Here is a 26,029-nt window from a genome sequence, read left to right on the forward strand (position 1 = left end):
TGGTTTTTTCTGGATTGGCCGCGGAATCCGTCAGGTCATCATTTCCTTCGTCGCGGTCAGGTTCAGCGCTGGATAGTCACGAACCACCCGGTCAATATCCCATTGCAGACGCGTCAGATAGACGATGTCGCCGTCATGGTCATGCGCGATGTGCTGTTTGTTGGCGTTAACGAATTTGTCGACCTCGGGCTTGTCACCGCTGACCCAGCGGGCCGAGGTGAATTGAGACGCCTCAAACCGCACGGGCAGGCCGTATTCCATCTCGATCCTACTGGCGAGCACTTCGAATTGCAGCGCACCGACAACCCCGACGATAAAGCCTGAGCCGATCGAGGGTTTAAAGACCTTGGCCGCGCCTTCCTCGGCAAACTGCATCAGGGCTTTTTCCAGATGCTTGGCTTTCATTGGATCGCCCGCGCGGACGGTTTGAAGCAGTTCCGGCGCGAAGGAGGGGATGCCGGTCACGCGGATCGCTTCGCCTTCGGTAAGTGTGTCACCGATGCGCAACTGGCCATGGTTGGGAATGCCGATGATATCACCGGCCCAAGCCTCTTCGGCCAATTCGCGGTCAGAAGCGAGGAACAGCACAGGGTTCGAGATTGCCATCGGCTTCTTTGACCGCACATGGGTCAGCTTCATGCCACGTTTGAAATGGCCCGACGCCATTCGAACAAATGCCACTCGGTCGCGATGCTTGGGGTCCATGTTGGCCTGCACCTTGAAAACAAAACCGGCGACCTTCTTCTCATCGGGTGCGATCTGACGCGGTTCTGCCGACTGAACCTGAGGCTGCGGTCCATATGCGCCGATGCCCTCCATCAACTCTTTCACACCAAAAGAGTTGATCGCCGAGCCGAACCAGATCGGGGTCATGTGCCCTTCCAACACCGCTTGCGGGTCGAGCTTGGGCAGCAATTCACGCGCCATTTCGACTTCTTCCAGCAGTTTCTCAAGCAGGTGTTCAGGCACGTGTTTAGCCAGTTTGGGATCGTCTAGACCGTCGATCTGGATGCTTTCAGCCACCTTGTTGCGGTCGGCGCGGTCCATCAGCTCCAGCCGGTCGCGCAGCATGTCATAGCAACCGATGAAATCGCGACCCACGCCAATGGGCCACGCGGCGGGCGTGACGTCTATGGCCAGCATTTCCTGAATTTCGTCGATGATCTCGAACGTATCGCGGCTTTCGCGGTCCATCTTGTTACAGAAGGTCAGGATCGGCAGATCGCGCAGGCGGCAGACCTCGAACAGTTTCTGCGTTTGGCTTTCCACACCTTTCGCACCGTCAATGACCATGACGGCGGCGTCTACGGCGGTCAGCGTGCGATAGGTATCTTCCGAGAAATCCGAGTGGCCGGGGGTGTCCACCAGATTGAACCGGAAATTCCCGTAGTCGAAGGACATCGCCGAGGCCGAGACCGAGATACCGCGATCTTTCTCCATCTGCATAAAGTCCGACCGCGTGCGCCGTGCCTCACCCTTGGCGCGCACCTGACCGGCCATTTGAATGGCACCCCCGTAAAGCAGGAACTTTTCCGTCAGCGTTGTCTTGCCCGCATCTGGGTGCGAGATAATGGCGAATGTCCGGCGACGGGCAATCTCGGGCGGCAGGGTGGGTTGGTTCGAGGTATCAAGCATAAACGCGCGTATAGGCGGGGAATCCTGCCGAGGCAAGACAAAGGGGGTGGTTCGAATCGTGGGGGTATGGCAATAAGAACATATAGTGAACAAAATATGGAGTGGACCAATGAATTTGAAAGAAATCGCAGACGAATTGGTTGCGGGTTGCCGAGAAAACCGAGCCAAAGAAAATCTGGACAAGCTTTACGCAGCGGATGCTGTCTCGGTCGAGGCTGCGGATGCAATGGGCATGGGGCGCGAAACTCATGGCCGTGACGCAATACGAGGCAAACATGAGTGGTGGGAAGGCGCACACGAGGTTTCAGACGCGTCTGTGAGTGATCCGTTCCCGCATGGCGAAGACCGCTTTGCCGTCATCTTCGAAGTTCAGGGCAAGGTGAAGGAGTCTGGTGAGAGCTTTGATATGCGCGAAGTTGCTGTTTATCACGTCGCCGACGGCAAGATCGTGCGGGAAGAGTTCTTCTATTGAGCCACTGATCCGTTTCTGGCCTTCCTTGTCGGGCCGATGCTAAATGAGGGCAAAGATAGGGAGGGTCAGAATGGATCTTGGAATTCGTGGAAAACGTGCGTTGGTTTGCGCCAGCAGCAAAGGTTTGGGTCTGGGCTGCGCCGAGGCGTTGGCCGAAGCCGGTGTCGACCTGGTGATGAACGCACGCGGGGCTGAGGCGCTGGAAGCCGAGGCAACGCGTTTACGGTCGTCATATGGCGTTGCCGTACAGACCGTCGCTTGTGACGTTACAACATCTGAAGGTCAGGCTGAGGTGATAAACGCCGCGCAGGGAGTTGATATCCTTGTTACAAACGCAGGTGGGCCACCTCCGGGGCTTTGGTCTGATTGGGAACGCGACGACTTCATCAAAGCGCTGGATGCAAACATGCTGACACCGATTGCGTTCATGAAGGCTCTGCTTCCGGGAATGATGGATAAAGGCTGGGGCCGTGTGGTGAATATCACCTCACAATCCGTACGTGCACCGATCGCTGTTTTGGGTTTGTCAAATGCGGCGCGTACTGGTCTGACCGGATACGTGGCGGGCACTTCGCGGCAGGTGGCGCCGCACGGGGTGACAATTAACAATCTGCTGCCAGGAATCCATGCAACCGATCGGGCGGACGCACTGGATGGCGGTGTGTCGGCGCAGAAGGGTATCTCGATCGATGATGCACGGGCAGAGCGCGCCGCGACCATTCCAGCGCGCCGCTATGGAACGCGGGAAGAATTCGGGGCGACTTGCGCGTTTTTATGTTCACAACATGCCGGTTTCATCGTCGGGCAGAATATTTTGCTGGATGGTGGGGGCACTAATCTGACGATGTAAGCATGGCGCAAAACTTTTCTCTGAAAGATCAACTCTTCAACGCTGAAAAAGTAAGCTATCTTGTGGGTTTGTTCGCGGAAGCTGACCCTCATTTCGACGCAGGTACACTCGAAGCACGAATAATGTCGCGATTGCTTGAGTTGGAATTGAAAGAGCGGATGGCCTGGATTGCAGAATGTTTGCAAGAAACCGTTCCGGGTGATCTTCCAACGGTTGCCCCGGTCATTTTGGATGCGCTGCCACCGCCGCTTGATCCCGGCCAGAGTGATAATGACTTCGGCGATTTCATTTTTGCGCCTCTGGGCGATTGGGTCTGCGCGATCGGGCTGGATCACCCTGATTTGTCGCTGGACGTATTGGAAGAGCTTACGCAACGCTTTTCGATGGAATGGGCGATCCGCCCTTTCCTGAACCACCATCCCGAGAAAGTATTTGAGCGTATGCAGGACTGGTGTTGCCATCCCAGCTATCACGTGCGCCGTCTGGTCAGCGAAGGGACAAGGCCACGCCTGCCTTGGGGGCAGGCTGTTGGCTTGGACGTCTCTGATCCCTTGCCGTTGCTTGACCAGCTGCATGGGGATCAGACGCGGTATGTGACACGTTCAGTCGCCAACCATCTGAATGATATCACCAAGAAAGACCCCGGTCTGGTGCTGGAACGACTGCGTAAGTGGGAGGAGGAACAGCAACAGGATCCGGAAGAGTTGCAGTGGATGACAGCGCACGCTTTGCGGAGTCTGGTAAAGTCTGGGCACCCGGGCGCGATGAGAGCTCTTGGGTATGATCCCGATGCTGATATCGCGGTCGAAGTTCAGGTGAATGGTCCGGCTCGGATTGGTGAGGCGCTTGATTTCGAAGCGCGATTGATGGGTGCGAACGGACAGCCTGTGTTGATCGATTATATCGTACATTTTCAAAGGCCTGGGGGGAAGGTTTCACCTAAAGTTCACAAGTTCAAACAAACCAGTTTGGAAGAAGGACGATTGGTCGTCACAAAGCGCCACAAGCTCAAGGGCAACGCGACCACATTCGAACTGGTGCCCGGGCCACATCGGTTAGAGGTTCAGGTGAACGGACGGGTGCGCGCGGGCGTGGATTTCGAATTGCTCGGCTGAGCGCGGTCACGGTATCGTCAATTCGGACGGTGGTGGATTGCACGGTTCGGCATGCTGCATTAACTGCAGTTCAACCAGTGATAAAAGGAATGCCGCGATGAAGCATGAAGCTGTGCAGAACTACTATGGCGAAGTGCTGCAAGGCAGTGCAGATTTGCAAACGAATGCGTGCTGTACTCCGGATGACATGCCGGATCACGTCAAGAAAATTCTATCGCAAATTCATGATGATGTACTGACACGTTACTATGGATGTGGGCTAATTGCTCCGCTTGATCTGGAAGGAATGCACATCCTTGATCTGGGCTGTGGCGCAGGGCGTGATGTGTATGCTCTGTCGGCGATGGTTGGTGAGAATGGCCGTGTTGTCGGCATCGACATGACGCCGGAACAGTTGGATGTTGCGCGCGCTCAACAGGATTATCACGCTGAGGCATTTGGGCATTCCAAAAGCAATGTAGAGTTTCATCACGGTTTTATCGAAAAGCTGGATGAGTTGGACCTAGAACCGGGATCGTTCGATATCATTGTCTCGAACTGCGTAATCAATCTGGCGACTGACAAGGCTGCTGTACTGCGCGGGGCCCATCGTTTGCTGAAAAAAGGCGGTGAGATGTATTTCTCGGACGTCTATGCTGACCGTCGGGTGCCCAAAGCCATGGCCGAAGACGAGGTGCTGTATGGTGAGTGCTTGTCGGGGGCGCTCTATTGGAATGACTTCCTGTCGATGTCGCGCGCTGCCGGGTTTGGTGATCCGCGTAGGGTCACGCATCGTCCTTTGACGATCGAGAACTCCGCTCTGGAGGAAAGGGTGGCACCGCTCAGCTTTATTTCGGCCACATACCGTCTGTTCAAGCTGCCCGAGCTTGAGCCGGCTTGCGAAGACTACGGTCAGGCTGTGATCTACAAGGGCACAGTGCCGCATGCGCCGCATGAATTTGTGCTGGATGATCACCACACGATTGAGACTGGCAAAGTGTTCCCGGTCTGTGGCAATACATGGATGATGTTGCAAGACACTCGTTTTGCACGACATTTCGAATTCATCGGCGATTTCTCAACCCACTATGGAATCTTCGAAGGATGCGGCGGTGATAGCCCGTTTGTTGTACAGGGCGAAGCTGCGTCAACTGGGTGTTGCTGATCCCTTGCGCCTGAAGGTCGGGGTTGCTATCCCCGCCTAAGCCCGATGGAATTGATCGGGAAAGGCAACGGGGTCCATCGGTGACAGTGACGACAACTCCTCCTCGATTGGAAATCCGCAATCTGGTTGCGCGCTTTGCTGGGCGGACGGTTGTGGATGATGTGTCCTTGACCGTTCAGGCAGGGCAGGTGACCTGTCTGCTGGGGCCGTCGGGTTGTGGCAAGTCAACCACCTTGCGCATGATCGCTGGCGTCGAGATGCAGACCTCGGGCGAGATTTATGTCGATGGCAAATTGATCTGCGACACTGTGTTTCGAGTGCCCCCAGAGCGGCGCGAGATTGGCCTGATGTTTCAGGATTTTGCCCTGTTTCCGCACCTCAGCGTGGCAGACAACGTCGCGTTTGGCCTGAAGGGCAGCAAAGAGCAGAAGCGCGCGCGGGTTGAAGAATTGCTGACCAAAGTCGATTTGATGCGGTTTATTGATGGATTTCCGCATCAGTTGTCGGGAGGGGAGCAACAGCGTGTGGCTTTGGCGCGGGCGCTTGCACCACGTCCACGGATCATGCTGATGGATGAGCCGTTTTCGGGCCTCGATAACCGTCTACGAGATGGTATTCGGGATGAGACGCTGGCAGTCCTTAAGGAAGAGGATGCTGCCGTTCTGTTGGTCACGCATGAGCCGGACGAGGCGATGCGGATGGCCGATGAGATCGCGCTGATGCGGCGCGGCAAGATTGTGCAGCAAGGGGCGCCGTACAATGTCTATACCCGACCTGCAGACAAGGCTGCAGTCGCGTTCTTTAGTGATGTCAATGTGTTGAAGTCGCAAGTTAATGGTGCTTTGGCGCATACTCCGTTTGGTCGTTTTCTCGCGCCAGGTGTGCCGGACGCAACCGATGTTGAAATCGTGTTCCGGCCCCAGCATGTCAAACTGGATTTCGACCGCAATGGCAAAGGGCCTGCGCCAACACCTACAGACGGTGTTGCAGCCCGAGGTGTGGTTGAGCGTGCTCGATTTCTGGGAAATGAAAGCCTTGTCGAGTTTCGAATGGACTACGATGGCTCGATCCTGAAGGCGACGGTTCCGAACGTCTTTGTACCTAAAGAGGGCCGAGTCATGTGGCTGACCATTCGCCGCGACCGGTGTTTTGTGTTCCCGGCCTGACGCTCAAATCCTGCATTTTCATCCAAGTGGTGCGTGAAAGCCTCAGATTGCGCATGTGCATTGCTTGTCGCAGCGCTGAGGCGGGTCTATCAAGGGCAAAACGAGGGGTGGACCGGGCATGCGAATTCTTCTGACCAATGATGACGGCATCAATGCGCCGGGACTGATTGTGCTTGAAGCGATCGCGGCTGAACTGGCTGGCCCCGAAGGCGAGGTTTGGGTGGTCGCACCTGCTTTTGAGCAATCGGGCGTCGGTCATTGTATCAGCTATACCCACCCGATGATGGTGGCCAAACTGGGTGAGCGTCGCTTTGCCGCCGAAGGGTCTCCCGCGGATTGCGTTTTGGCCGGCCTGCACGACGTGATGAAAGACGCTCCGCCCGATCTGGTGTTGTCCGGGGTGAACCGGGGCAATAACTCGGCTGAAAACACCTTGTATTCCGGTACGATCGGTGGGGCGATGGAGGCGGCCCTGCAGGGTCGCCCTGCGATTGCCTTGTCACAGTATTTTGGCCCGCGCAATTTGGGGCTGGAAGATCCGTTTGAGGCAGCAGCCCGTTACGGAGCGGGGCTTGTTCGGCGCATTTTGGATGCCACCCCGCCAGAATCGGGTGATTACCGACTGTTCTACAACGTAAATTTTCCACCGGTCCCCGCCGATGAAGTGCTGGGTGCCCGGGTAGCACCGCAGGGATTCCGCCGGGATACGCATTTCTCGGTCGAACCCCACAGCTCTCCGTCGGGGCGGCGGTTCCTGTGGATCAAGGGCGGATATCAGCACAACCCAACTGCTCCGGGTACGGATGCCGCCGTTAACCTTGAAGGGTATATCTCGGTGACACCGATGCGAGCCGATCTGACCGCCCACGACACACTTGAGGCGTTGAAGGTCATCGAATGACAGGACCTAGCGCTGAAACCATCATGCAGTTCCTATTTGCGCTGCGTTCGCGCGGGGTCACTGATGCGCGCGTTCTGGCCGCAATGGAGCAAATCGACAGGGGGCAGTTTGTGAGGGGCCTGTTTGCCCAGCGGGCTTATGAGGACACACCATTGCCGATTGCCTGTGGTCAGACCATCAGCCAACCTTCGGTTGTGGGTCTGATGACGCAAGCTTTGCAAGTGCGCCCGCGGGACACGGTTCTAGAGGTGGGCACTGGATCGGGTTATCAGGCGGCGATTCTGTCCAAACTGGCGCGCCGGGTTTATACTGTCGAACGCCATAAACGGCTGGTGCGTGAAACCGGTGAGCTGTTTCGTGAGTTGGGGCTGACAAATGTGACGGCGATGCTCTCGGATGGTTCTTTTGGATTATCCGAACAGGCACCGTTCGACCGTATCATTGTAACCGCTGCCGCCGAAGATCCTCCGGGGCCACTCTTGGCGCAGTTGAAAATCGGCGGTATCATGGTGTTACCCGTGGGCCAGTCGGATGCGGTGCAGACCCTGATCCGGGTCACGCGTACCGAGACCGGTCTGGATTACGACGAATTGTTGCCGGTCCGTTTTGTGCCTCTGCTTGAGGGGCTGGGAAAAGACGGAGCGTAAAGGTATATTAAAAGGCGCCGGAACCCCGGAGAACAGGGGCAGGTGTTGAGGACAGAAAAATGAGAGCAGTTTCCAATTCAGCAATGCGCCGTTGTGTAACGGGCGTGGCCGTGCTGGCAATTCTGGCCGGGTGTGAAGGACCGTTCGACTATGACTTGCGCGGGAATGTTGGCGGGTTTTCTACGACAGATGCCGCTCTAGCAGCCACCGCCAGCCGACCGTCACCGGATGCACGGGGGGTGATAACCTATCCAAACTATCAAGTGGCAGTGGCCCGTAGGGGTGATACGGTTGGTGATGTCGCTGCCCGTATCGGCATGCCAGTCGCCGAACTGGCGCGATTTAATGGTTTGCAGCCGAATGACTCTCTACGGGACGGTGAAGTGCTTGCACTGCCGCGTTCAGTCGGTGCTTCGAGTGGTGTTGATATTGCAACCATAGCTGGGACTGCGATTGATGACGCACCCGATACTGGTTCGGTTCAGACATCCACCCTGCAACCTGCGCAACCCACCGCGACCCCGGCGCCTGCTGCATCCGGGCCAGAGCCCATTCGGCATAAGGTAAAACGCGGCGAAACCGCTTATACGATCTCGCGTCTCTATCAGGTGTCTGTGGAATCGCTTGCCGAATGGAACGGGTTGGGATCGGACTTTACCGTGCGTGAGGACCAGTATCTGCTGATCCCCGTCAAGGATCAGGCAGCGCCGCGCGCTGCCGCACCAGCAGCAACCGCGACGGCTGTGACACAGCCGGGAGAGGGCTCTCCGACGCCGACACCGCCAAGCGCGACACAGCCATTGCCGGATGAGAAGGTTGCCGCTGCAACACCCGCACCAGATGTAACTGCCGAAGCCCCTACGAATTCAGGCAGTTCAGCATTGGCAGCGCCTGTGAACGGGACGATCATTCGCACTTATGCCAAAGGCAAGAACGAAGGGATCGACATTGCGGCGTCTCCAGGTGCTTCTGTAACGGCGGCCGAGGCGGGCACAGTTGCGGCGATCACGGAAGACGCCGATCAGGTTCCGATCATTGTGGTCAAGCACAACAATGATTTACTGACCGTCTATGCCAATGTCGACAATATCACCGTGAAGAAGGGTGACAGGGTGCGACGGGGTCAGAAAATCGCCGCGCTGCGTGGTGGCGACAATGCCTATGTGCATTTTGAGGTGCGTCAGGGGTTCGAGTCGGTTGATCCTGAGCCCTATCTTAAGTGACCTGAATGGCCCGTTCCGGGCCATGCCTCCGGCGGGGATATTTGTGGCCAGATGAAGCGCGGATCACCCGTAGGGGTCGTAGTCGCTCAGCCGTTTGCCGGGTACGTCTGAAAAGAGTTCTGGCAAGGGTGTGATGGCCTCGATCAGGTCGATGCGGAAAACGCGGAAGCCATTGCGAAGTTCGCACCATGCAGTGAGGGTCCAGACGCGGCCCCAGTATTCCATGTGCAAAGGGCGGATGGTGCGTTCGGTCAGGATACCGTCGATGCGGCGGTAACTTAGTTGTAATTTCTGGCGTGATTTGATCGCAGCGCGGATCGGGGCCATGTGGGCCAATCCGCGCGCAGCATCGGCAAACGGGTAGACGGCGAATTTCCAGGTGTCGGCCTCTGCCACGACTTGAGTGGGCAGTACGGCGTCAATCTTGTCGGCTAGAGATTCAGCGGCGGACTTGAGATCGGGATCGGCGGCTTCAGCCACGATGGCCATGCCGAGGTTCAGAGCCTCAAGCTCGGCAGGTGTCAGGTTCAGCGGGGGCAGGGTGATCTGTTCCCGCACCATGTAACCCACGCCGCGTTCCCCTTCGACCGGGACACCTGAGGCCACCAGCGTATCCATATCGCGATAGATCGTGCGGACCGACACCTCGAGCCGGTCCGCGATGTCCTGCGCGCGGTGCAGTTTGCCGTCGCGCAGGATCTGGATGATGTCGAACAGGCGGTCAGTGCGACGCATGACACGCCGTCTGAGCTGCGTTTACGCGGTCATATTCCATAGCACGGTCTCGTGGCGCATCTGAGCGCTTTCGGGATTGATTGCCGCCATCAGAGCGGGTGCAAAATCTTGTTGCATGAACGCAGCCGCAGCATCTTTGGCGGATTTCATATCTGCCCAGACGACATAATCTGTCCAGCGACCATCTTCGCCCTGACTCAGTTGGCGGTGGGCAAAGCCGGGGGCGGCGCGGACAAATGCCTCGGATGCTTGGCTCAGTTTCACGAATTGTTCAGGCTTTGTGCCCTCGGCAAGTGTGAAAGTGACGATTTCTGCGACATGGGTCATGTGGTTCTCCATTGAGAAGGTTTCGATATCGTCTTTCTAGGCAACCACAACTGACATAAACCTGTCAGTTGAGAAATGCGAGTCCGCAAAAAATGTGCGATCCGTTCAAATTCGTGCGCGGAATTGATCTGGCGCACTTTTGCAATGGCCCGTACGGGCGTAGACACGGGGCCAGATCGTATTCCCGGCGCGATGCGCCGACGTAGAAGGAGACAAGACATGCTCAACAATATTGGCCTTCCGGGTATCCTGCTCATTGCTGTTGTGGTTCTCGTCCTGTTTGGACGCGGCAAGATCAGCTCGTTGATGGGTGAAGTGGGTAAAGGCATTACTTCGTTCAAGAAAGGCATCAAGGAAGGTTCGGAAGAGCTGGAACAGGACGCCTCCGAGTTGGCTAAAGACGTCACCCCTGAGACAGACAAAGACAAGGTCTGAGTCTAGATGTTTGATCTGGGCTGGACCGAGCTTCTGGTCATCGGCATCGTCGCGCTGATCGTGGTGGGGCCGAAGGACCTGCCAGTGCTGTTTCGCAATGTCGGGCGGTTCGTCGGCAAGGCGCGCGGTATGGCTCGTGAGTTCAGCACTGCGATGAACGAGGCTGCGGATGAAGCTGGCGTCAATGAGATCAAGAAGGGCCTGAGCGCGGCGACCAATCCGGTCAGCACAGCCATGGACGGGATCAACGAGGCCGCGCGTGATGTGGCCAAAACCATTGACCCGACCAAGTTCGACCCGGATAGCGAGACCGGCAAACTGGCCGCTGAGCGGGCAGAGCAGGCAAAGAAGATCCAAGCCTCCACGGCCCGTGCGGCCGCTGAACGCAAGGCTAAGGAAGCCGCAGATGCGCTTGCAAAGGCGGAAGAGGCCGAAGCCGCGTTGAAAACTGAAAGCAAGTCATGACTAAAACCGACGAGATCGAGGACAGCTCGGCGCCTCTGATCGAGCATCTAGCCGAGCTTCGCACCCGGCTGATCCGGTCGGTGCTTGCCTTTATCGTGGGGATTGTTCTTGCCTTCATAGTGGCTGAACCGATCCTGCAGTTTTTAGTGCGTCCGATCGAGGCGACCCTGCGTGAGCTTGGTGATCCGTCACCAACACTGCAATACACCTCTCCACAGGAATACCTGTTCACACTGTTTCGGATATCGATGGTCTTCGGGTTTGCACTGGCATTCCCCGTGATCTCATATCAGTTGTGGCGGTTTGTAGCTCCGGGGCTTTACAAGTCCGAGAAGGGAGCTTTCCTGCCGTTTCTGATCGCATCACCGTTTATGTTCCTGTTGGGGGCGGCTTTTGCGCAGTTTGTTGTGACACCGTTGGCGATGCAGTTTTTCCTTGGGTTTGCAGATGTCAGTTCGATCTTTGCAAACCTGCTGGCCCCGGCGGCCGATGATGTCCCGGAAGAGATCATTGTTGTCCCCGAAACAACAGAAGGTGTGAAAATCACCTTCTTCGGGAAAGTTAATGAATCTCTGGATATTACGCTAAAGTTCATTCTTGCCTTTGGCCTGTGCTTCCAGTTGCCGGTTCTGCTGACTCTGATGGGCAAGGCTGGGCTGGTCTCGGCCGAGGGTCTGGGTGCCGTTCGCAAATACGCGATGGTCGGTATTCTGGTTCTGGCTGCTTTGGTGACACCACCAGATGTGATCACGCAGCTGATCCTGTTCACTGTGGTCTATGGACTATACGAAGTGTCAATCTTCCTTGTCGCCCGCGTCGAGAAAAAGCGCGAAGAACAACTGCGCGCCGACGGCTACTATGACGATGAAGAGGCCGAGGCGGATGCGGAAATGATGCAGGATTACGACGAGACAAAGTAGCCTGTATCTTGATTTCAAAAGGCGCGTCCACATTCGGCGCGCCTTTTTTATGCGCGGGCCTTGTTGTGTAGTTCGGAACATGGTTCAACTCCGCCGGAATACCCGGAGGAGCCGATGGACGATCAAGCCCTGAACCGTATCGCCGACGCGTTGGAACGCATGGCGCCCGCGCCGCTGGACGCACCCGATTTCAACACGGCCCCTGCATTTGTCTGGCATGTGGATCCGGACCGGCTGGTGCCCGTCTCGGAGGTTAACCGCGTCGATCTGGATCTGTTGGTCGGCATCAATCGCTCCCGCGATACGCTGCTGGACAACACCCGACGGTTCGCGGCTGGTTACAAGGCCAACAACGCGCTGCTCTGGGGTGCGCGAGGTATGGGAAAATCCAGCCTCGTCAAGGCAGTGCACGGCACTTTGCAAGCAGAACACCCGGACTTGAAACTCGTCGAACTGCAGCGGGAAGACATGTCCTCAGTCGCGCGTCTGCTGAACCACCTGAGATTAGCGCCGCACCGGTTCATTCTGTTCTGCGATGACCTTTCGTTCAGCCACGATGACCAACATTACAAATCGCTTAAGGCTGTACTGGATGGCGGCATTGAAGGCCGCCCGGAGAATGTCGTGTTTTACGCCACTTCCAACCGCCGCCACTTGATGCCGCGCGACATGATCGAAAACGAACGCTCCAGCGCTATTAATCCGTCTGAGGCTGTTGAAGAAAAGGTATCTTTGTCGGACCGTTTCGGCCTGTGGTTAGGCTTTCACCCCTGCGATCAGGATGAATATCTCGCCATGATCGACCGCTACTGTGCCGCCCATGGCGTCACGATCGACAAGGAAATCCTGCGCGCCGAGGCCATCGAATGGCAAGCCACCCGCGGCGCACGCTCGGGCCGCGTGGCCTGGCAGTTCTTTGTCGATCTCGCCGGGCGCAACGGTGTCCATATCGCGTAAACCGCCTGCTTCCTCTGGCCACAGATATCCCTGCCGGAGGCATGGCCCGTCAGGGCCAATCAAAGCCCGGCTACAATCCGCGCCGCCTCATCCGCGGGGCTGGTCAGCACCTCGCGGTCTTCACCGGGATGGAATCGTGCACGCACCGCTGTAGGCATCGGCGCGGGTTCAAGGATCGTAACCCGTGGACCTATGCGAGCTGTCTCAGCTGCCCAACTACGGGCCAAAGCCATTTGCGCGGCTTTGGTGGCACCGTAGATGCCATAGAACTTTTCACCTGCCTTGGGATCATCAAAGAACACCGCCTGACCTGCATCGCCTAACAGGGGCGACACATAAGGAATCAGAACCGAGGTGGCTGTCGCGTTAGTGCTGACCGCTTTGGTCCATTCCTTGGGGTCAACAAAGTTTGCTGGTGTCAGGGCCGAGGTATGGACAGCTGTATGCAGCCACAGGTCAACCTTACCCCAGCGGTCGTGAATGCCACGGCAAAGTGTCGCCATTGCATTGGGATCGGTGATGTCCATTGGGGCCAACGTGGCCGAGCCACCCTTGGCCTGAATGCGATCGTCCAGCTCTTCCAGCCCGCCTTGGGTGCGGGCGACGGCAACGATGTGATACTCGGGGGAAAGGGCTTCGGCCAGTGCCGCGCCCAGCCCGCGTGAGGCCCCGGTAATCAGGGCGATTTTGGTCTGATCGGTCATAAGTGGGGTTTGAACCCGTGCGCACAAGGCGTCAAGTCTGGATCAACTGCCAGGTATGTCGATCCTGCGGTTCTGGCCGCTTTGTCGCAGCACGACACCTTCCTCATCAATGGCGATCACCTTACCCGAGGCGACACGGCTGCCTGGCTTTACTTTCTTTACCCGCCCCGAGGACAGACGAACCAGAGCGCGCAACTCGGACTTAGGGCCAAAAATGCCCAGCACAGAGACCGAGTTTTTCTTTAGCGCACCCGCTTGCGTTGCGGCGCTTTTGACCGTTGAATTTGCCATGATCTGTGGCCGGATCGTGTACCCGGGCCCTGCATTGTGAGTGGTTTTCGGCGATCGGGTATCATGCGGCCGTTCGAACCAAAAGGGTTGCAATCCCATTTCCAATAGGTCGCTAACCCAGGTCGCCCAACCCTTTGCAAACGCATCTCGTTCAACAGAGAGTTGTCGGCGGATTCTGACCTATGAGTGCCTCCCCACCTCAGGGAAATGGCCTGTCGCTATCATTTGATTCGCCTGATCAGCCCGACGCCAGTTTGGCCGCGTTCCACGAACCGCCAACGACCTGCATATCCTCGCGTTTCTTGCTGACTCGGCTGCTGTTTTCAAGACTGTCCAGATAGTCCTCATCTACCCCGGTGATGTAGTTTCCATCAAAGCACGAACAGTCAAAGGATTCGATCTCGGGATTGCCTTCCTTGGCGGCCCAGATCAGATCGTCTAGATTCTGGTAGAACAGCGCGTCCGCACCCAGCTCTTCACGGATTTCTTCGATCTCTTTACCATTGGCAACCAGTTCGGCCTTGGTGGGCATGTCGATTCCGTAGACATTGGGGTATTTTACGGGTGGAGAAGCGCTGGCGATGTACACCTTCTTTGCTCCAGCCTCGCGGCACATCTGGACGATCTTCTTGATCGTATTGCCGCGCACGATCGAGTCATCGATCAGCAGCACATTATGTCCGTCGAATTCCAACGGCACGGCGTTCAGCTTACGGCGCACGGATTTTTGGCGCTCGGCCTGACCTGGCATGATAAAGGTTCGGCCTACATAGCGGTTCTTTACCAGCCCCTCACGATAGGGAATGCCGGTAATCTTGGCGGCTTCAAGTGCGACGGGGCGGGCGCTATCTGGCACAGGGATGATCCGGTCGATCTCTAGCCCCGAATCCTGAATCTGCTTGGCGAGTGTTTGGCCCATGCGCATCTGGGTTTTGTAAACCGACACGCCATCCAGCAGCGAATCTGGACGTGCAAGATAGACATACTCGAAAATGCAGGGCGTCAGCTTGCCTTCGACAGCCTGGAACTCATGCATATTCCCGTCGAGATCGATCAGGATCGCCTCACCTGGTCGCAGATCGCGCAATTTGTCGAAACCATTGATACCAAACGCTACGTCTTCCGAGGCAAAGGCGAAATCATTACCGTCACCGGGCGCTTCTCGCTTGGCGACCGACAGGGGCCGGATACCATACGGATCGCGGAAGGCGAGCATACCAACACCGGCGACCAGACAGATCACAGAATAAGCACCCTGTACCCGCTCCATGGTCATCTTTACACCTGCAAACAAGTTGCGGATCGGGTCGGCATTGCCATTGACTTTGATGGCGTCCGCTACCTTGTCGGCCAACACGTTTAGCAACACTTCGGAATCCGAGGTGGTGCGCAGGTGACGGCTGTATTTCGCAGTCACTTTTTCGCGCTGTTCTTCGGTGTTGGTGATATTGCCGTTGTGGACAAGGTAAATTCCGTAGGGCGCGTTCACAAAGAAAGGCTGGGCCTCGGTGGCGCTTAGCGATCCTGCAGTGGGATAGCGGACGTGACCCATGCCGATCTTGCCCAGTAGGGTTTCCGCATCGCTGGCGTTGAAGACGTCCTTGACCAGACCATTGGCTTTTTTCTCGCGGAAGAATTCGCCGTTGTAGGTGACGATCCCCGAGGCGTCCTGACCCCGGTGCTGCAGCATCAGCAACCCGTCATAGATTTCCGCAAAGACATCATGTGTCCGGCTTGCGATCCCCAAAATCCCACACATACACGGGCTCCAATTTCTATGACTTGATCTGGCTGGTGTTCAGGTCGGATCGACTGCTACTGCGTATCTGATTGGGTTGTTGCAGCCGGAATGTATGGCATGCATGCACAAGCGCCAAAGCGGCCAATGCAGAATAGAACAAATACAGCAAGATCGGCAGCTCCGATTCCATGTCGCTTCGGCTCCGACATACTGCCTATTGCCGCGCGTGTCACCAAAGGATCACATTCGCGATTTGCCGCAGGCCTGAAATGCGCCGCTCGCGGGTTTAAGATGACAAATGAGGCGACCTGTGCTGTGCTTTAGGTCAGGTGTCTGCTCCAGATGCCCGATAGTTTGGGATGGAAAATAGCCATGTGGCAGCACAAGCAAAACAATCCCAAGGAAAAGCCCGTCAAGCGTCGGTGTCACCGATGCCGAGGATCAGGCCGTGCACCCTGTGAGATCTGCAAAGGATCTGGAACGGTCGTCAAAAGCCGTGACCAGTATGGCAAACCAATCTCAAGCCGCTGCGACGGGTGCTTTGGATTAAAGGCCATTCGCTGCAATATCTGCGGCGGTGAAGGGTTCATTTGATTTTGGATGAATCTGATACAGAATATGCGAGCGCCGAATTATAATGCTGAGAATGTTGTAAGGCGCACTGTTTTTCCGTTTCCGACAGGTTTTTCTTACAAATGAGTCCAAACTCAAGGCTGGGATGATCTTTGGGATATCTGGTGATCCAAGTTCAGCAATTGATATCCGCATTGTGAGAATTACCGGCCGTTCGCTTGCTTGAGCTCGATGACCAATCGCCAACGCGAAACAGTCGCTTGCTGCTGGCTTCGGCATTCAAAATACCGGCTATTGTCGGGGCCGGCACCATGATCGGCGCTGAGTATCTAGCAAAAGAATTTTGTTGAAGTCCTCTCGCGCTATCACTTTTAGCGGTCGACTTCTTCCTAATCACTCCTTTGCACCCTGCTTTAGGAGGAACTGGTTCTTGAAATTCTTCAGCCCCGGCATGACGTCGGCCTTGGCAATATCGTTACTTCCGTGGATTTCATGTTCCAGAAAATCTTTTAGTGCGTCGCTATCGTCGCTCACCAGCTCGATAATCAGATCATAACGGCCTGCGACCCACAGGATGAAAACAACACGTGGGTTTCTTTCAAGTCGCTCGGCCACCTGTCTTGGGGTCACGCCGGTCGCCACGTTCAAGCCAATCATTGCGTCAGTCGTGTATTCCGTTGCCACAGGATCCGACATGGCAACAATCCGCAGCATGTTGTTGTCTCGCAGTCCGCTCACCCTGTTGCGAATGGTTCCTTCCGACACATCGAGTTGCTGTGCAATTTCAGAAAAGGCCATCCGACCATCCTGCTGTAAAAGCCGGATGATCTGCTGGTTTAAATCATCCTTGGGGGATCGAATGCTCTGGGCGGCACGCGCGTTCGGTTGCTTTTTGACTGACATAGGCCTGATGCTCGATTGCTGTATTCGCAGCCAAGGTTAAGAGAGCGCATCGAAATCCGCAATTAACTCCTAGGAATCCTCTGGAGGGAAGTGCGGAAAACGACATGCTTTGATCTTCTCGCCACAGTTTCTGAAGGCCAGATTGCCGAAATTTCTATTATTTAATGCTGGATTTGTGGATCTAACAGCCAGAGTAACTAAAATATTCGAAATTCGTATCGAAATGCCGCTTTTTGACCAGATCACCTCCGATTCTTGCTCGATAATCCAATGCATAAGCGAATATCGAAGGGGAATGGCCCAAATTAATGCGATATTCGTAGAGTGAAAACCTAAGCCCGTCGCGGTGGGACAGAGCCTGAAAACAGGCCATCCGCGAGAAACGGTGAATCCATGCGCCTGCCGTTGGATCGGCGGACGCTGGTGTCAGTGTCGAAGGGAGGATAAATGACAATTGCCGAGCGAAAAGCACAGGCTTCTTGCGGGCCTCAGCACGGTCTGACCGCCGACGCATATCGCAGCGAGGAGTTCTGGCAACGGGAATGCCAGACGGTTTTAGCCAAGAACTGGGTGTTTGTCGGATTTGCCCATCAGATGAGCAACCCAGGCGATGCACAACCTATCACCTGTGCCGGCTTGCCGCTGCTGGCGGTGCGTGGTCGTGGAGGCGACATTCAGGTGTTTCACAATGTTTGCCTGCACCGCTGCATGACGCTGGTTGATAGGCCTAAGAATGTCGGCAAACTGATCCGCTGCCCTTATCATGCCTGGGCCTATGATCTGGATGGTCGCCTGCGGGCAGCTCCACATTTTGCAGGCACCGGCAAGCAAGAGTTTGACGGTTTCGACATCAAAGAGCATCGGCTGAAACCCGTACGCACTCATGTCTGGCATGACTGGATATTCGTTAATCTAGATGGGAACGCGCCTGAATTCGAAGACTATGCCGCGCCATTGATCGACCAGTTGTCGGGGATGGATTACAGCAAATTGGAACCCATTGGCCTGCTCGAATTTGGTGAGATCGACACCAACTGGAAGCTGATAATGGAGAACTTTATCGAGCCTTACCACGTCCAGTTTGTACATTCCTCGACGACGGATCAGCCGTTGGAGGATCACTATACTATCATTGATGGCACCTGCATCGGTAGCGCAGTGGACCTTGAGGAAGAATTAGGCACATCTGGCAGCTTGGGTGTGAGCTCGCGCTATCTGACGCTGTATCCCAACTTTATCCTGGGCCGCTATTTCCCGGATCAGCTGGGCGTCTATCTTAACGTGCCCATCGGTCCCGGAAAGATGCGCCAGTACCGAGCGCTTTACACCACTGAAGGCCAAAAGTTGAGCGCTGAGGAAATAGAGGCCCTCAGAAACCTCTGGTGGGACGTCCACAAGGAAGATCACGAGATGGTTGAACGCATGTTTGAGGGCCGCAAATCCCCGGTCGCCGAAGATGGGGGCCTGTTGTCGCCTGCCTGGGAAGATAGCGTGCGCGCCTTTCAGGATTTGATCGAGCGTGACGTGGCCGGCGCCTAAGTAAGAAGGAACAAGATCAATGAGCAACTCCATATCCAAAGGGTTTCGTCTGGCCCATACGATGATGCGGGTCACAGACATGGAGAAGTCGCTGGATTTCTATTGTGGAATCTTGGGCATGGAGGTGTTGCGGCGCACGGATTATCCCGAAGGGAAATTCACCAACACGTTTATCGGTTATGGCCCCGAGGCCGAGTTTCCCACGCTGGAGCTGACCGCCAATTGGGATCAGGACACGCCTTATGACAAGGGCGACGGTTGGGGCCATATCTGCATTGAAACTCCAGACGTTTACGCCGCCTGCGAGCAACTGGCAGCAGCCGGTGTAAACATCACCCGCCCGCCGGGGCCAATGAAAAACGGTACAAGGGTCATCGCCTTCTGCGAGGATCCTGATGGTTACAAGGTCGAATTGAACGAATCCATACTGAAACACTTGGCGCAGGAAGGCTGACCCAATGGGTGATACACCTCAACTTTTCAAATTCGACCTGGTTCAGAAACGCTACGACACGATGGGCGACAGCGATACGTACATTAAACCGATGGTGACCAGCGAGTTCAGCAAGTCGATGTGCGGTGGCATCAACGTTCTGAACAACATCAAGGTGCCGTGGGATCTGACCTGCGACGAGATCATTTATTGCCTCGAGGGGACGTTCCGATTGGTCTGTGACGGCAAAAGCTATGTCTGCAATCGTGGTGACGTGCTGTTTGTCCCCAAGGACAATCACATTTCCTACGAGGCGGACGGCAAATGCGTGATCTTCTATGCCGCCTACCCACACAACTGGAAACAACTGGCGGGGATCACACAAGTTCCCGGCATCGACCCTGACGATTTTGTTCCCGGCTGAACATTTTTCCGCCGTGTGACCGAGCAAACGAAACCTGAACCAACACCGAGGTGTCACCTCGGTGAAGCAAATCCAATTGCTATTCGATGGGAGGACGCCGAATGCCCAAGGACAATGCCAACGCCCGTATTTACTACGAGACATTTCACGACGCAGTAGAGCGGAACCGCACGCGTATCCCAGAAGTTCAACAACGTTTGGAAGAGGCCGGCGTCAAATATGTGATGGCTGCCTGGATCGACCTGCACGGCATTCCAAAAACCAAGCCCGTCCCGATGAGCGATTTTGAACCGCTTTGCCTTGGAAAAGGACCGCAATTTGCAGTGCATTCGATTTCTTACGTGCCCGAACTCAGCCCCGCTGACAGCGATCAGGTGGTGGTGCCGGATCTTGACGCCGTCTACGTTTGTCCGTGGGACACATCGTTGGCAATCATCTTCTCTGATCTGTATTGGGAAGACGCACCTTACAATGTCTGCCCGCGTCAGGCCCTGAAACGCGCCATGCACGAAGCTGCACTGGAAGGATACACAGGCTATGCCGGTGTTGAACCCGAGTTCATCGTGATGAAATATGACGATGCCGGCCAACCAGTGAAGGCCTTTGACGACGACCCTGCTATCGGCGTCCGCCCACGCCGTCAGGCCTTTGGCTATGACGTTGAATACTCGATCGACTCGATGGCATTTTTGAAAGACATGATCGACATCATCGAAGGACTGGGTTGGAATCTGCATGACGTAGTCGCCGAGGGTGCGTATTCACAATTCGAACTGGATTTTCATTATACCAACATGCTGGAGATGTCCGACCGTCTGGCGTTTCTGCGGATCACCTTGAAAGAGGTGGCAAAAAAGCATGGGATGTTCGTGACCTTTATGCCAAAACCAACAGTTGGCGACTGGCGATCGGGTGCGCATATCAACATGTCGATGCAACATGAAAGCCGCCCCGGTGAAAACATCTTTGAAACCCCCGACGGGGAATGGAGCGACGAAAGCCGCTGGGCCGTTGGCGGATTGATGCAGCACGCCGAAGCGATCACGGCGATCACCTGTCCGACGGTGAATTCCTATAACGGATTGGTGCCTCGTGTCGGTGGGTTTGAGGGTGGCACTGTCACTTGGGCTCCGACCAATATCACCTATGGTTTCAACAATCGCTCGGCCCAATTCCGTCTACCACAGAGCCGCCATTGCATTGAAAACCGCGCCTGCGATATGACCATGAATGTCTATCTGGCAATGGCGATGCATCTGAGTTGCAGTGTTAAGGGGATCAAGCACAAGATCGACCCGGGCAAACCAACGGATTTTGATCTCTACTCAAAAACCGAAGCTGAACTTGCCGAGTTGGGGATCCGTCGATTGCCTCGCACTCTGTTCAATGCGATCGAGGCTTTACGGGGCGACACCATGGCAGAACATGTGATGGGCCCCGTGATGCGTCAGTCCTACCTAGAATACAAGAATGATGAGTGGGAGCGATACCACCAATCGGTTACCGATTGGGAAGTGCAGGAATACCTTCGGCTCTACTAAAAGCGGGAAGGGCTAGACAATGGCGGATTATCAGATCTACGAGTTGGGTGACCTTCCGCTCTTGTCGGGTGAGATGCTCAATGATGCCAAGCTCGCCTATCAGACCTACGGCACATTGTCTGCGGCAGGTGACAATGTCATCGTTCTGCCGACATTTTATACCGGCACAAATACCCGCAACGAAGGCTTCTTTGGTCCGGGTCGCGCGATTGATCCGGCGCGGCATTTCATCGTCAGCCCCAACCTGTTTGGCAATGGTCGTTCGTCATCACCATCGAATACGCCTGCGCCGCAGGACGGGCCGCGGTTTCCGCTGGTACAAATGTGGGACAACATTGCTGCCCAGCACCGGTTGGTCCACGAACATCTGGGGATCGAAAAAATCGCCCTTGTCGCGGGTTGGTCTATGGCGGGCTGTCAGTCCTATCAGTGGGCAGCGCAATACCCGGACATGGTTCAGGCGATCCTGCCATTCTGCGCCTCAGCCAAAACCTCACCACACAATTTCGTCTTCCTCGAAGGGGTTAAGGCGGCCCTTTGTGCGGATCAAAAATGGAATGGTGGCAACTATGCTAGCCCACCCGAAGCAGGGCTGAAGGCCTTTGGTCGAGTTTACGCAGGCTGGGCTTTCTCTCAGACCTTTTATCGCGAGGGTCTTTATCGGCAGATGGGTTTCGAAACTATCGAGGAGTTATTGCAGGATTGGGAGCGTGATCATGTGCAGGGCTGGGATGCCAACGACCTGTTGGCAAAGCTTGCAACCTGGCAGGCAGGCGATATCTCTGCCGGACCGCTGTACAATGGGGATTACAAACTAGCACTGGGTGCCATTAAAGCTCGTGCCATCCTGATGCCTTGCACGCAGGATTTATACTTTCCACCAGAAGACAATGAAATTGAAGCCAGCTTCATGCCCAACGCCATCTTCCGCCCGCATCATTCGCCCTGGGGCCATTGCGCTGCGAACCCAGGAAGTGACAAGGGCTTCATGACGCAGCTAGATGCCAATATTCGTGAACTTCTTGAAAGGTAGCACTTGTTGAAAAACTACGGGGCAGTTGAAATTCACTAATCACCCGTTTCTTCCTTCGAATGAAGGGCAAAACAATCGCAACCAAAACGCAAACTGTTAGCTTTGAACTGTTTGGCTTATTTCTTCAACGTTCAAAAATCCGCTTTATTACGTGCAGCAGTCGCTAATACCAACCGCTACACTGGTCCAATTGAGCTCACAGCTACACTGCGCACTTGTCGTAGACCAGCAAACATGGTCTTCGACAAGAGCCGGAACGGGGTGGATTGATCACCTCATTCCTTATTACAGGCCTAAATGGCGTGATCAGCCGTCGGATGCGTCCGTTGAATTATCTGCAGTGCAGCTTGCGACCAGCTCCTCGTACTGAGCGGTGACCCAGCCCAGCGCGGCTTCGGGGTTTTGTTCTTCGATCTTGCCGCTGAACTGTTCAAAGACTTTTGCCGAGCGGCTTTCGTCGACCATCGTGTAAGACTGGCCGGTCATTACGGTGTCGTAGACAAAAAAGGCAATCGCAACCAGCAGGATGCCGCGTGCGATGCCGAAGAAGAACCCAAGTGCCTGATCCAGACCACCGATCGCGGAACGCTGCACCAGAGAAGAGAACAGTGGTGTAAAGATACTGACGACGATCAAGGCAACAGCAAAAACGGCGGCAAAGCCGGTGATAACCGAAAGCTCACAACTGTCGCGCAGGAATTCTCCGACGACGGGCACTTCTTTGACCAGTGGCACGGCCTGCGGCGCGAAGATGAAGGCCAGGACGGCAGCGGCAACCCAGCCAGCGATGGCGAGAACCTCGCGCATGAAACCACGCGAATAGGCCAACAAGCCCGACAGCACGATGATCAGGGCCACAACCCCGTCAATTATTGTAAAACCTTCCATGGCCCTCGCCTGTTCGTTTTCTGCCTCTCAAGGCGCGACTTTAACCTGCTCCGAACGTTTCGCCAACAAACCCCACCAAATCAGAGGGTCGGGTGAGTGTCAGACCTGCCACAGTGCCAGTTTTGCCACCTGCCGGAGCAATTGCCGCTGTGAAACCAAGTTTTTGCGCTTCTTTCAACCTGTTTTCTGTCTGAGGGGCCGGTCTAAGTGCCCCAGATAGCGAGATTTCTCCGAAAACGACTGTATCGGCAGGTAGGGCAGTATCTTCACGGGCACTTAGCAGCGCAGCTGCCACTGCGAGGTCTGCGGCAGGTTCGCTGACTTTTAGTCCTCCAGCGACGTTTAGATAGACATCAAGCCCAGCAAAGGGGATGCCGCAGCGGGCCTCGAGCACCGCAAGGATCATCGCAAGACGTCCGCTATCCCAGCCCACAACGGTACGGCGAGGCTGCGAATGAGGTGATGGAGCAACCAGCGCCTGCAACTCGACCAGCACGGGGCGGGTACCTTCGATGCCTGCGAAGACCGCTGACCCGGGGCTCGGTGTACCGCGTTCGGAAAGGAAGAGGGCCGAGGGGTTGGTGACCTGCGCCAAGCCCTTGCCGGTCATCTCAAAAACGCCAATCTCATCTGCAGGGCCAAAGCGGTTCTTTACCGCGCGCAGAATACGAAATTGATGGCCGCGTTCGCCTTCGAAATAGAGCACTGTGTCGACCATATGTTCGACCACACGCGGACCTGCGATCTGGCCTTCTTTGGTGACATGGCCGACCATGATGATCGAAACGCCGTGGCGTTTGGCAAAAGTGGTCAGTTCATGCGCGGCGGCACGAACCTGCGAAACTGAGCCTGGTGCGCTGTCTACATTGTCTGCCCACATGGTCTGGATCGAGTCGATGATGGCGAGGCCGGGTTTTTCGGCCTCTAGCGTAGTGAGGATATCCCGCAAATTGGTTTCGGCTGCCAGTTGAACGGGAGATTCTTCCAAACCCAACCGACGTGCACGCATCCTGACCTGCGCGCTGGCCTCTTCACCTGAGACATAGATTGTTTTGATACCGTTGCGCGCGAAGCGCGCGGCAGCCTGCAGCAGCAGGGTTGATTTGCCTATGCCGGGATCGCCCCCCACCAATAGGGCCGAGGCGGGGACGAGGCCGCCACCGAGGACACGATCGAGTTCTTCAACTCCACACAAGGTGCGGGGCGGGGGTGTCTCCTCGGTTGAAAGATCGGAGAGCGTGATCGACTGGCCACGCTTGCCGCCCAGCGATTTCTTGGCCGGTCCAGCGGAGAGGGGCGCTTCCTGAATGATAGTGTTCCATTCGCCGCATGCGTCGCAGCGTCCGGACCATCTTGTATGTGAGGCACCGCAGGCGGAGCAGGTGAAGGATTGTGTCTTTGCCATGTCGCCCTTCGTGCCCGAGGAAGGACGGTTCTTCAAGCCCTCGCGGGCTTTCCTCACCGCCGATAGCGTGGCGCGTCCTCAGGCCCTGCGGACCATCGTTCGCGACAGGCGCTGATCGCGCCTATTCCGCAGCCCGCGGCGGGGTCATGGCAACCACGCTGGCGGGGGATTTATCGTCGTTAGGCGATTGCAGTTGTACCGAGAGTTCGGGCAGCAGGTCGAACAACTCGTCCCTTAGCCGCGCCAGTTGGGATTTGGCGATGGATTCTTCGATCTCGATATCTCGGGTCCATTGGCGCAGTTCGTGTTGGATAATCTGGGCCTCTTCTATGCGATGCTGAAACTGCTCGATCTCTTCCTGCCTTTGCTGCAGGAAGGTTCGGGCGCGCAAGACCTTTGCCTCGGAATAGGTATCTGCAAGCTCCTGGCTGATCTGGCTCATCTGAGCGGCCAGTTCCAAAACCTGCGGTTCAAGCGATTGCAGATCGGGGTGATCGCGCAGAAAGGCCATACGCTCTTTCACAGCGTCGAATTCAGAAGACAGTGCAAAGGCGCCGCTGCGGTCGGCGGCATGGGCGACCTGATAGGCCTTGGCCACGTCCTGCATGTTCATCGTGAACTTACGATGGGTGTTTTCAAGCGCCATCATGCGCGCGTTTGATGGCAGATAGAAGACCAGCATCAGGATCAGGGCGGTCAATCCGGCCTGAACATATAGACCTGCTTCAATCGTTGCACCGGTGCTGAGACCGGCCTGCAACGAGAGCCAGGGGAGGATGCCAAACGCGGATAAAATGGTGGTGGTCACCGCGAATAATGCTGCGGCGCAGATCAGGAAAAAGGTTAGTCTTAATAATGCATTCTGAAATTGTAATGTTATTGTGTGGAGGGCGGCCATGATCGTCGTTCTCCTTCTTCAACCGGTACAAAAACCGGGCCGAAGCGGAAGGTTAAACAGACGTAAAGTGATCCGCTACGGACCCGAAAACTACAAAATTTACTGCTCGAAATATAAAGATGATACTCAGAAATCTGTTTTCAATCAATTAGGTCTGAGGTTTTCGTGATCCGGATGTCATCTCTGTAATGTGGCCCAAGGCAAGCGAAGCGAGAATGCAGCCGGTGAACAGGTAGAGACCCCAGGCTGTTTCGATGGTCGCGTATGAGATGCCTTTGGCCAACGTGATGTAGAGCGCGATGAGGAAGATATCGGCCATCGCCAATTTGCCCAGGATGTTGAGCGCGGGTTGGACCCGTGGGTCCAACATATCCCATTGGACAAGCGCAGTGCCGATGGTTTTGATGTAGGGCGCGAAGAGGGCGAAGATTGTGACGATCAGCGCGAGGAAGATGTCGGATTTCCACAAGGACTGGAGCCCGGTGATGACGCTTATTTCGCTGAGTCCGAAGATCGGGAGCAGGCCTGCACGCATCAGCGGGGCGAACCACGCGATGGGGTAGAGGATCAGGAGGGATAGAGTGGCGAAGCGGAGCATATGCTTAGATTGGTCAAAGATGTCAGAATTCCAAGCGGAATTTCGGCTTGCTGCCCAACAAACGCA

The 26,029-nt window shown here is 55.8% G+C and carries 29 protein-coding genes; 17 read left to right on the top strand and 12 right to left on the bottom strand.

Translation table 11 applies throughout. The features are described from left to right. Positions 1–30 precede the first annotated feature (30 nt). Positions 31–1,635 carry a peptide chain release factor 3 gene (locus tag AC2FI7_RS02920; protein ID WP_496815188.1) on the bottom strand — a complete coding sequence of 535 codons (1,605 nt, stop codon included), beginning with the start codon at positions 1,633–1,635 and terminating at the stop codon, positions 31–33. Between the two features lie 109 nt (positions 1,636–1,744). Between AC2FI7_RS02920 and AC2FI7_RS02925 the strand changes: the two genes are divergently transcribed. The 8 genes from AC2FI7_RS02925 (at position 1,745) to AC2FI7_RS02960 (ending at position 9,153) form a co-directional block, all read left to right on the top strand. Beyond that, positions 1,745–2,107, top strand: a complete 363-nt coding sequence (locus tag AC2FI7_RS02925; protein WP_260022522.1) for a SnoaL-like domain-containing protein — start codon at positions 1,745–1,747, stop codon at positions 2,105–2,107. A 70-nt stretch (positions 2,108–2,177) separates the two neighbouring features. After that, on the top strand, positions 2,178–2,957 hold the full coding sequence (locus AC2FI7_RS02930) for an SDR family oxidoreductase (RefSeq protein WP_170540158.1): 780 nt from the start codon (positions 2,178–2,180) through the stop codon (positions 2,955–2,957). Between the two features lie 2 nt (positions 2,958–2,959). Then, positions 2,960–4,072 (top strand): YhaZ family DNA alkylation repair protein, encoded by a 1,113-nt coding sequence (locus AC2FI7_RS02935; protein ID WP_496815190.1) that lies wholly within the window; start codon positions 2,960–2,962, stop codon positions 4,070–4,072. Positions 4,073–4,169: 97 nt separating this feature from the next. Continuing rightward, positions 4,170–5,216 (top strand): methyltransferase domain-containing protein, encoded by a 1,047-nt coding sequence (locus tag AC2FI7_RS02940; RefSeq protein ID WP_496815192.1) that lies wholly within the window; start codon positions 4,170–4,172, stop codon positions 5,214–5,216. Positions 5,217–5,296: 80 nt separating this feature from the next. Then, on the top strand, positions 5,297–6,382 hold the full coding sequence (locus AC2FI7_RS02945) for an ABC transporter ATP-binding protein (protein ID WP_029621845.1): 1,086 nt from the start codon (positions 5,297–5,299) through the stop codon (positions 6,380–6,382). 118 nt (positions 6,383–6,500) lie between these two features. Beyond that, positions 6,501–7,283, top strand: a complete 783-nt coding sequence (gene surE, locus AC2FI7_RS02950; protein WP_010440388.1) for a 5'/3'-nucleotidase SurE — start codon at positions 6,501–6,503, stop codon at positions 7,281–7,283. Further along, positions 7,280–7,930 (top strand): protein-L-isoaspartate(D-aspartate) O-methyltransferase, encoded by a 651-nt coding sequence (locus tag AC2FI7_RS02955; RefSeq protein ID WP_010440386.1) that lies wholly within the window; start codon positions 7,280–7,282, stop codon positions 7,928–7,930. The genes surE and AC2FI7_RS02955 overlap by 4 nt, the downstream gene beginning before the upstream one ends. Before the next feature lie 59 nt (positions 7,931–7,989). Continuing rightward, entirely contained in the window at positions 7,990–9,153 is a 1,164-nt protein-coding gene (locus AC2FI7_RS02960; protein ID WP_010440384.1) for a peptidoglycan DD-metalloendopeptidase family protein, read from the top strand. A 63-nt stretch (positions 9,154–9,216) separates the two neighbouring features. Here AC2FI7_RS02960 and AC2FI7_RS02965 read toward each other — a convergent pair whose 3' ends face one another. Together AC2FI7_RS02965 and AC2FI7_RS02970 are read right to left on the bottom strand one after the other, a co-directional pair. Further along, the gene (locus AC2FI7_RS02965) at positions 9,217–9,888 is read right to left on the bottom strand and encodes a helix-turn-helix transcriptional regulator (RefSeq protein WP_010440383.1); all 672 of its coding nucleotides are present in this window, start codon (positions 9,886–9,888) and stop codon (positions 9,217–9,219) included. A 21-nt stretch (positions 9,889–9,909) separates the two neighbouring features. Then, on the bottom strand, positions 9,910–10,215 hold the full coding sequence (locus tag AC2FI7_RS02970) for a hypothetical protein (protein WP_010440382.1): 306 nt from the start codon (positions 10,213–10,215) through the stop codon (positions 9,910–9,912). A 219-nt stretch (positions 10,216–10,434) separates the two neighbouring features. On the opposite strand from AC2FI7_RS02970, the gene AC2FI7_RS02975 reads away from it, so the two are divergent. The 4 genes from AC2FI7_RS02975 (at position 10,435) to AC2FI7_RS02990 (ending at position 12,992) form a co-directional block, all read left to right on the top strand. Then, positions 10,435–10,650, top strand: coding sequence for a twin-arginine translocase TatA/TatE family subunit (locus AC2FI7_RS02975; protein WP_010440381.1), 216 nt, complete (start codon positions 10,435–10,437; stop codon positions 10,648–10,650). Between the two features lie 6 nt (positions 10,651–10,656). Further along, positions 10,657–11,115, top strand: coding sequence for a Sec-independent protein translocase protein TatB (gene tatB, locus AC2FI7_RS02980; protein WP_010440380.1), 459 nt, complete (start codon positions 10,657–10,659; stop codon positions 11,113–11,115). Continuing rightward, positions 11,112–12,035 carry a twin-arginine translocase subunit TatC gene (gene tatC / locus AC2FI7_RS02985; RefSeq protein WP_010440379.1) on the top strand — a complete coding sequence of 308 codons (924 nt, stop codon included), beginning with the start codon at positions 11,112–11,114 and terminating at the stop codon, positions 12,033–12,035. Before tatB ends, tatC begins: the two co-directional genes overlap by 4 nt. 114 nt (positions 12,036–12,149) lie before the next feature. Next, positions 12,150–12,992, top strand: a complete 843-nt coding sequence (locus AC2FI7_RS02990; protein ID WP_010440378.1) for an ATP-binding protein — start codon at positions 12,150–12,152, stop codon at positions 12,990–12,992. Positions 12,993–13,051: 59 nt separating this feature from the next. Here the strand turns inward: AC2FI7_RS02990 and AC2FI7_RS02995 are convergent, their stop codons facing one another. From AC2FI7_RS02995 to AC2FI7_RS03015, 5 genes are all read right to left on the bottom strand, one after another. After that, a complete protein-coding gene (locus tag AC2FI7_RS02995; protein WP_010440377.1) occupies positions 13,052–13,696 on the bottom strand; it encodes an SDR family NAD(P)-dependent oxidoreductase in 645 nt (214 codons plus the stop codon). Positions 13,697–13,738: 42 nt separating this feature from the next. Next, positions 13,739–13,987: a hypothetical protein gene (locus AC2FI7_RS03000; RefSeq protein ID WP_029621843.1), complete on the bottom strand. Its 249-nt coding sequence runs from the start codon at positions 13,985–13,987 to the stop codon at positions 13,739–13,741. 238 nt (positions 13,988–14,225) lie between these two features. Then, positions 14,226–15,746, bottom strand: a complete 1,521-nt coding sequence (purF, locus tag AC2FI7_RS03005) for an amidophosphoribosyltransferase (protein ID WP_496815198.1) — start codon at positions 15,744–15,746, stop codon at positions 14,226–14,228. 16 nt (positions 15,747–15,762) lie between these two features. After that, positions 15,763–15,918 carry a hypothetical protein gene (locus tag AC2FI7_RS03010; RefSeq protein ID WP_010440374.1) on the bottom strand — a complete coding sequence of 52 codons (156 nt, stop codon included), beginning with the start codon at positions 15,916–15,918 and terminating at the stop codon, positions 15,763–15,765. 776 nt (positions 15,919–16,694) lie between these two features. Continuing rightward, positions 16,695–17,204, bottom strand: coding sequence for an Lrp/AsnC family transcriptional regulator (locus tag AC2FI7_RS03015; protein ID WP_010440373.1), 510 nt, complete (start codon positions 17,202–17,204; stop codon positions 16,695–16,697). Positions 17,205–17,651: 447 nt separating this feature from the next. Here AC2FI7_RS03015 and AC2FI7_RS03020 point away from each other — a divergent pair, with 447 nt between their 5' ends. The 5 genes from AC2FI7_RS03020 (at position 17,652) to AC2FI7_RS03040 (ending at position 22,174) form a co-directional block, all read left to right on the top strand. Beyond that, entirely contained in the window at positions 17,652–18,743 is a 1,092-nt protein-coding gene (locus AC2FI7_RS03020; protein WP_010440371.1) for an aromatic ring-hydroxylating oxygenase subunit alpha, read from the top strand. A gap of 19 nt (positions 18,744–18,762) precedes the next feature. Further along, complete coding sequence (gloA, locus tag AC2FI7_RS03025) at positions 18,763–19,197, top strand: lactoylglutathione lyase (RefSeq protein ID WP_010440370.1); 435 nt, start codon at positions 18,763–18,765, stop codon at positions 19,195–19,197. A 4-nt stretch (positions 19,198–19,201) separates the two neighbouring features. Then, positions 19,202–19,600 carry a cupin domain-containing protein gene (locus AC2FI7_RS03030; protein WP_010440369.1) on the top strand — a complete coding sequence of 133 codons (399 nt, stop codon included), beginning with the start codon at positions 19,202–19,204 and terminating at the stop codon, positions 19,598–19,600. A gap of 101 nt (positions 19,601–19,701) precedes the next feature. After that, entirely contained in the window at positions 19,702–21,141 is a 1,440-nt protein-coding gene (locus AC2FI7_RS03035) for a glutamine synthetase family protein (protein ID WP_010440368.1), read from the top strand. Between the two features lie 19 nt (positions 21,142–21,160). After that, on the top strand, positions 21,161–22,174 hold the full coding sequence (locus tag AC2FI7_RS03040; protein ID WP_010440367.1) for an alpha/beta fold hydrolase: 1,014 nt from the start codon (positions 21,161–21,163) through the stop codon (positions 22,172–22,174). 306 nt (positions 22,175–22,480) lie between these two features. On the opposite strand, the gene AC2FI7_RS03045 is transcribed toward AC2FI7_RS03040, so the two are convergent. From AC2FI7_RS03045 to AC2FI7_RS03060, 4 genes are all read right to left on the bottom strand, one after another. Then, positions 22,481–23,062 (bottom strand): CvpA family protein, encoded by a 582-nt coding sequence (locus tag AC2FI7_RS03045; protein WP_010440366.1) that lies wholly within the window; start codon positions 23,060–23,062, stop codon positions 22,481–22,483. Positions 23,063–23,102: 40 nt separating this feature from the next. Beyond that, positions 23,103–24,467 carry a DNA repair protein RadA gene (gene radA, locus AC2FI7_RS03050; RefSeq protein ID WP_010440365.1) on the bottom strand — a complete coding sequence of 455 codons (1,365 nt, stop codon included), beginning with the start codon at positions 24,465–24,467 and terminating at the stop codon, positions 23,103–23,105. A gap of 121 nt (positions 24,468–24,588) precedes the next feature. Next, complete coding sequence (locus AC2FI7_RS03055; protein WP_010440363.1) at positions 24,589–25,365, bottom strand: DNA repair protein; 777 nt, start codon at positions 25,363–25,365, stop codon at positions 24,589–24,591. Positions 25,366–25,513: 148 nt separating this feature from the next. Beyond that, positions 25,514–25,963, bottom strand: coding sequence for a paraquat-inducible protein A (locus tag AC2FI7_RS03060; protein WP_010440362.1), 450 nt, complete (start codon positions 25,961–25,963; stop codon positions 25,514–25,516). Between the last annotated feature and the right edge of the window lie 66 nt (positions 25,964–26,029).

It is taken from the genome of Ruegeria sp. YTSA064, from assembly GCF_059610325.1.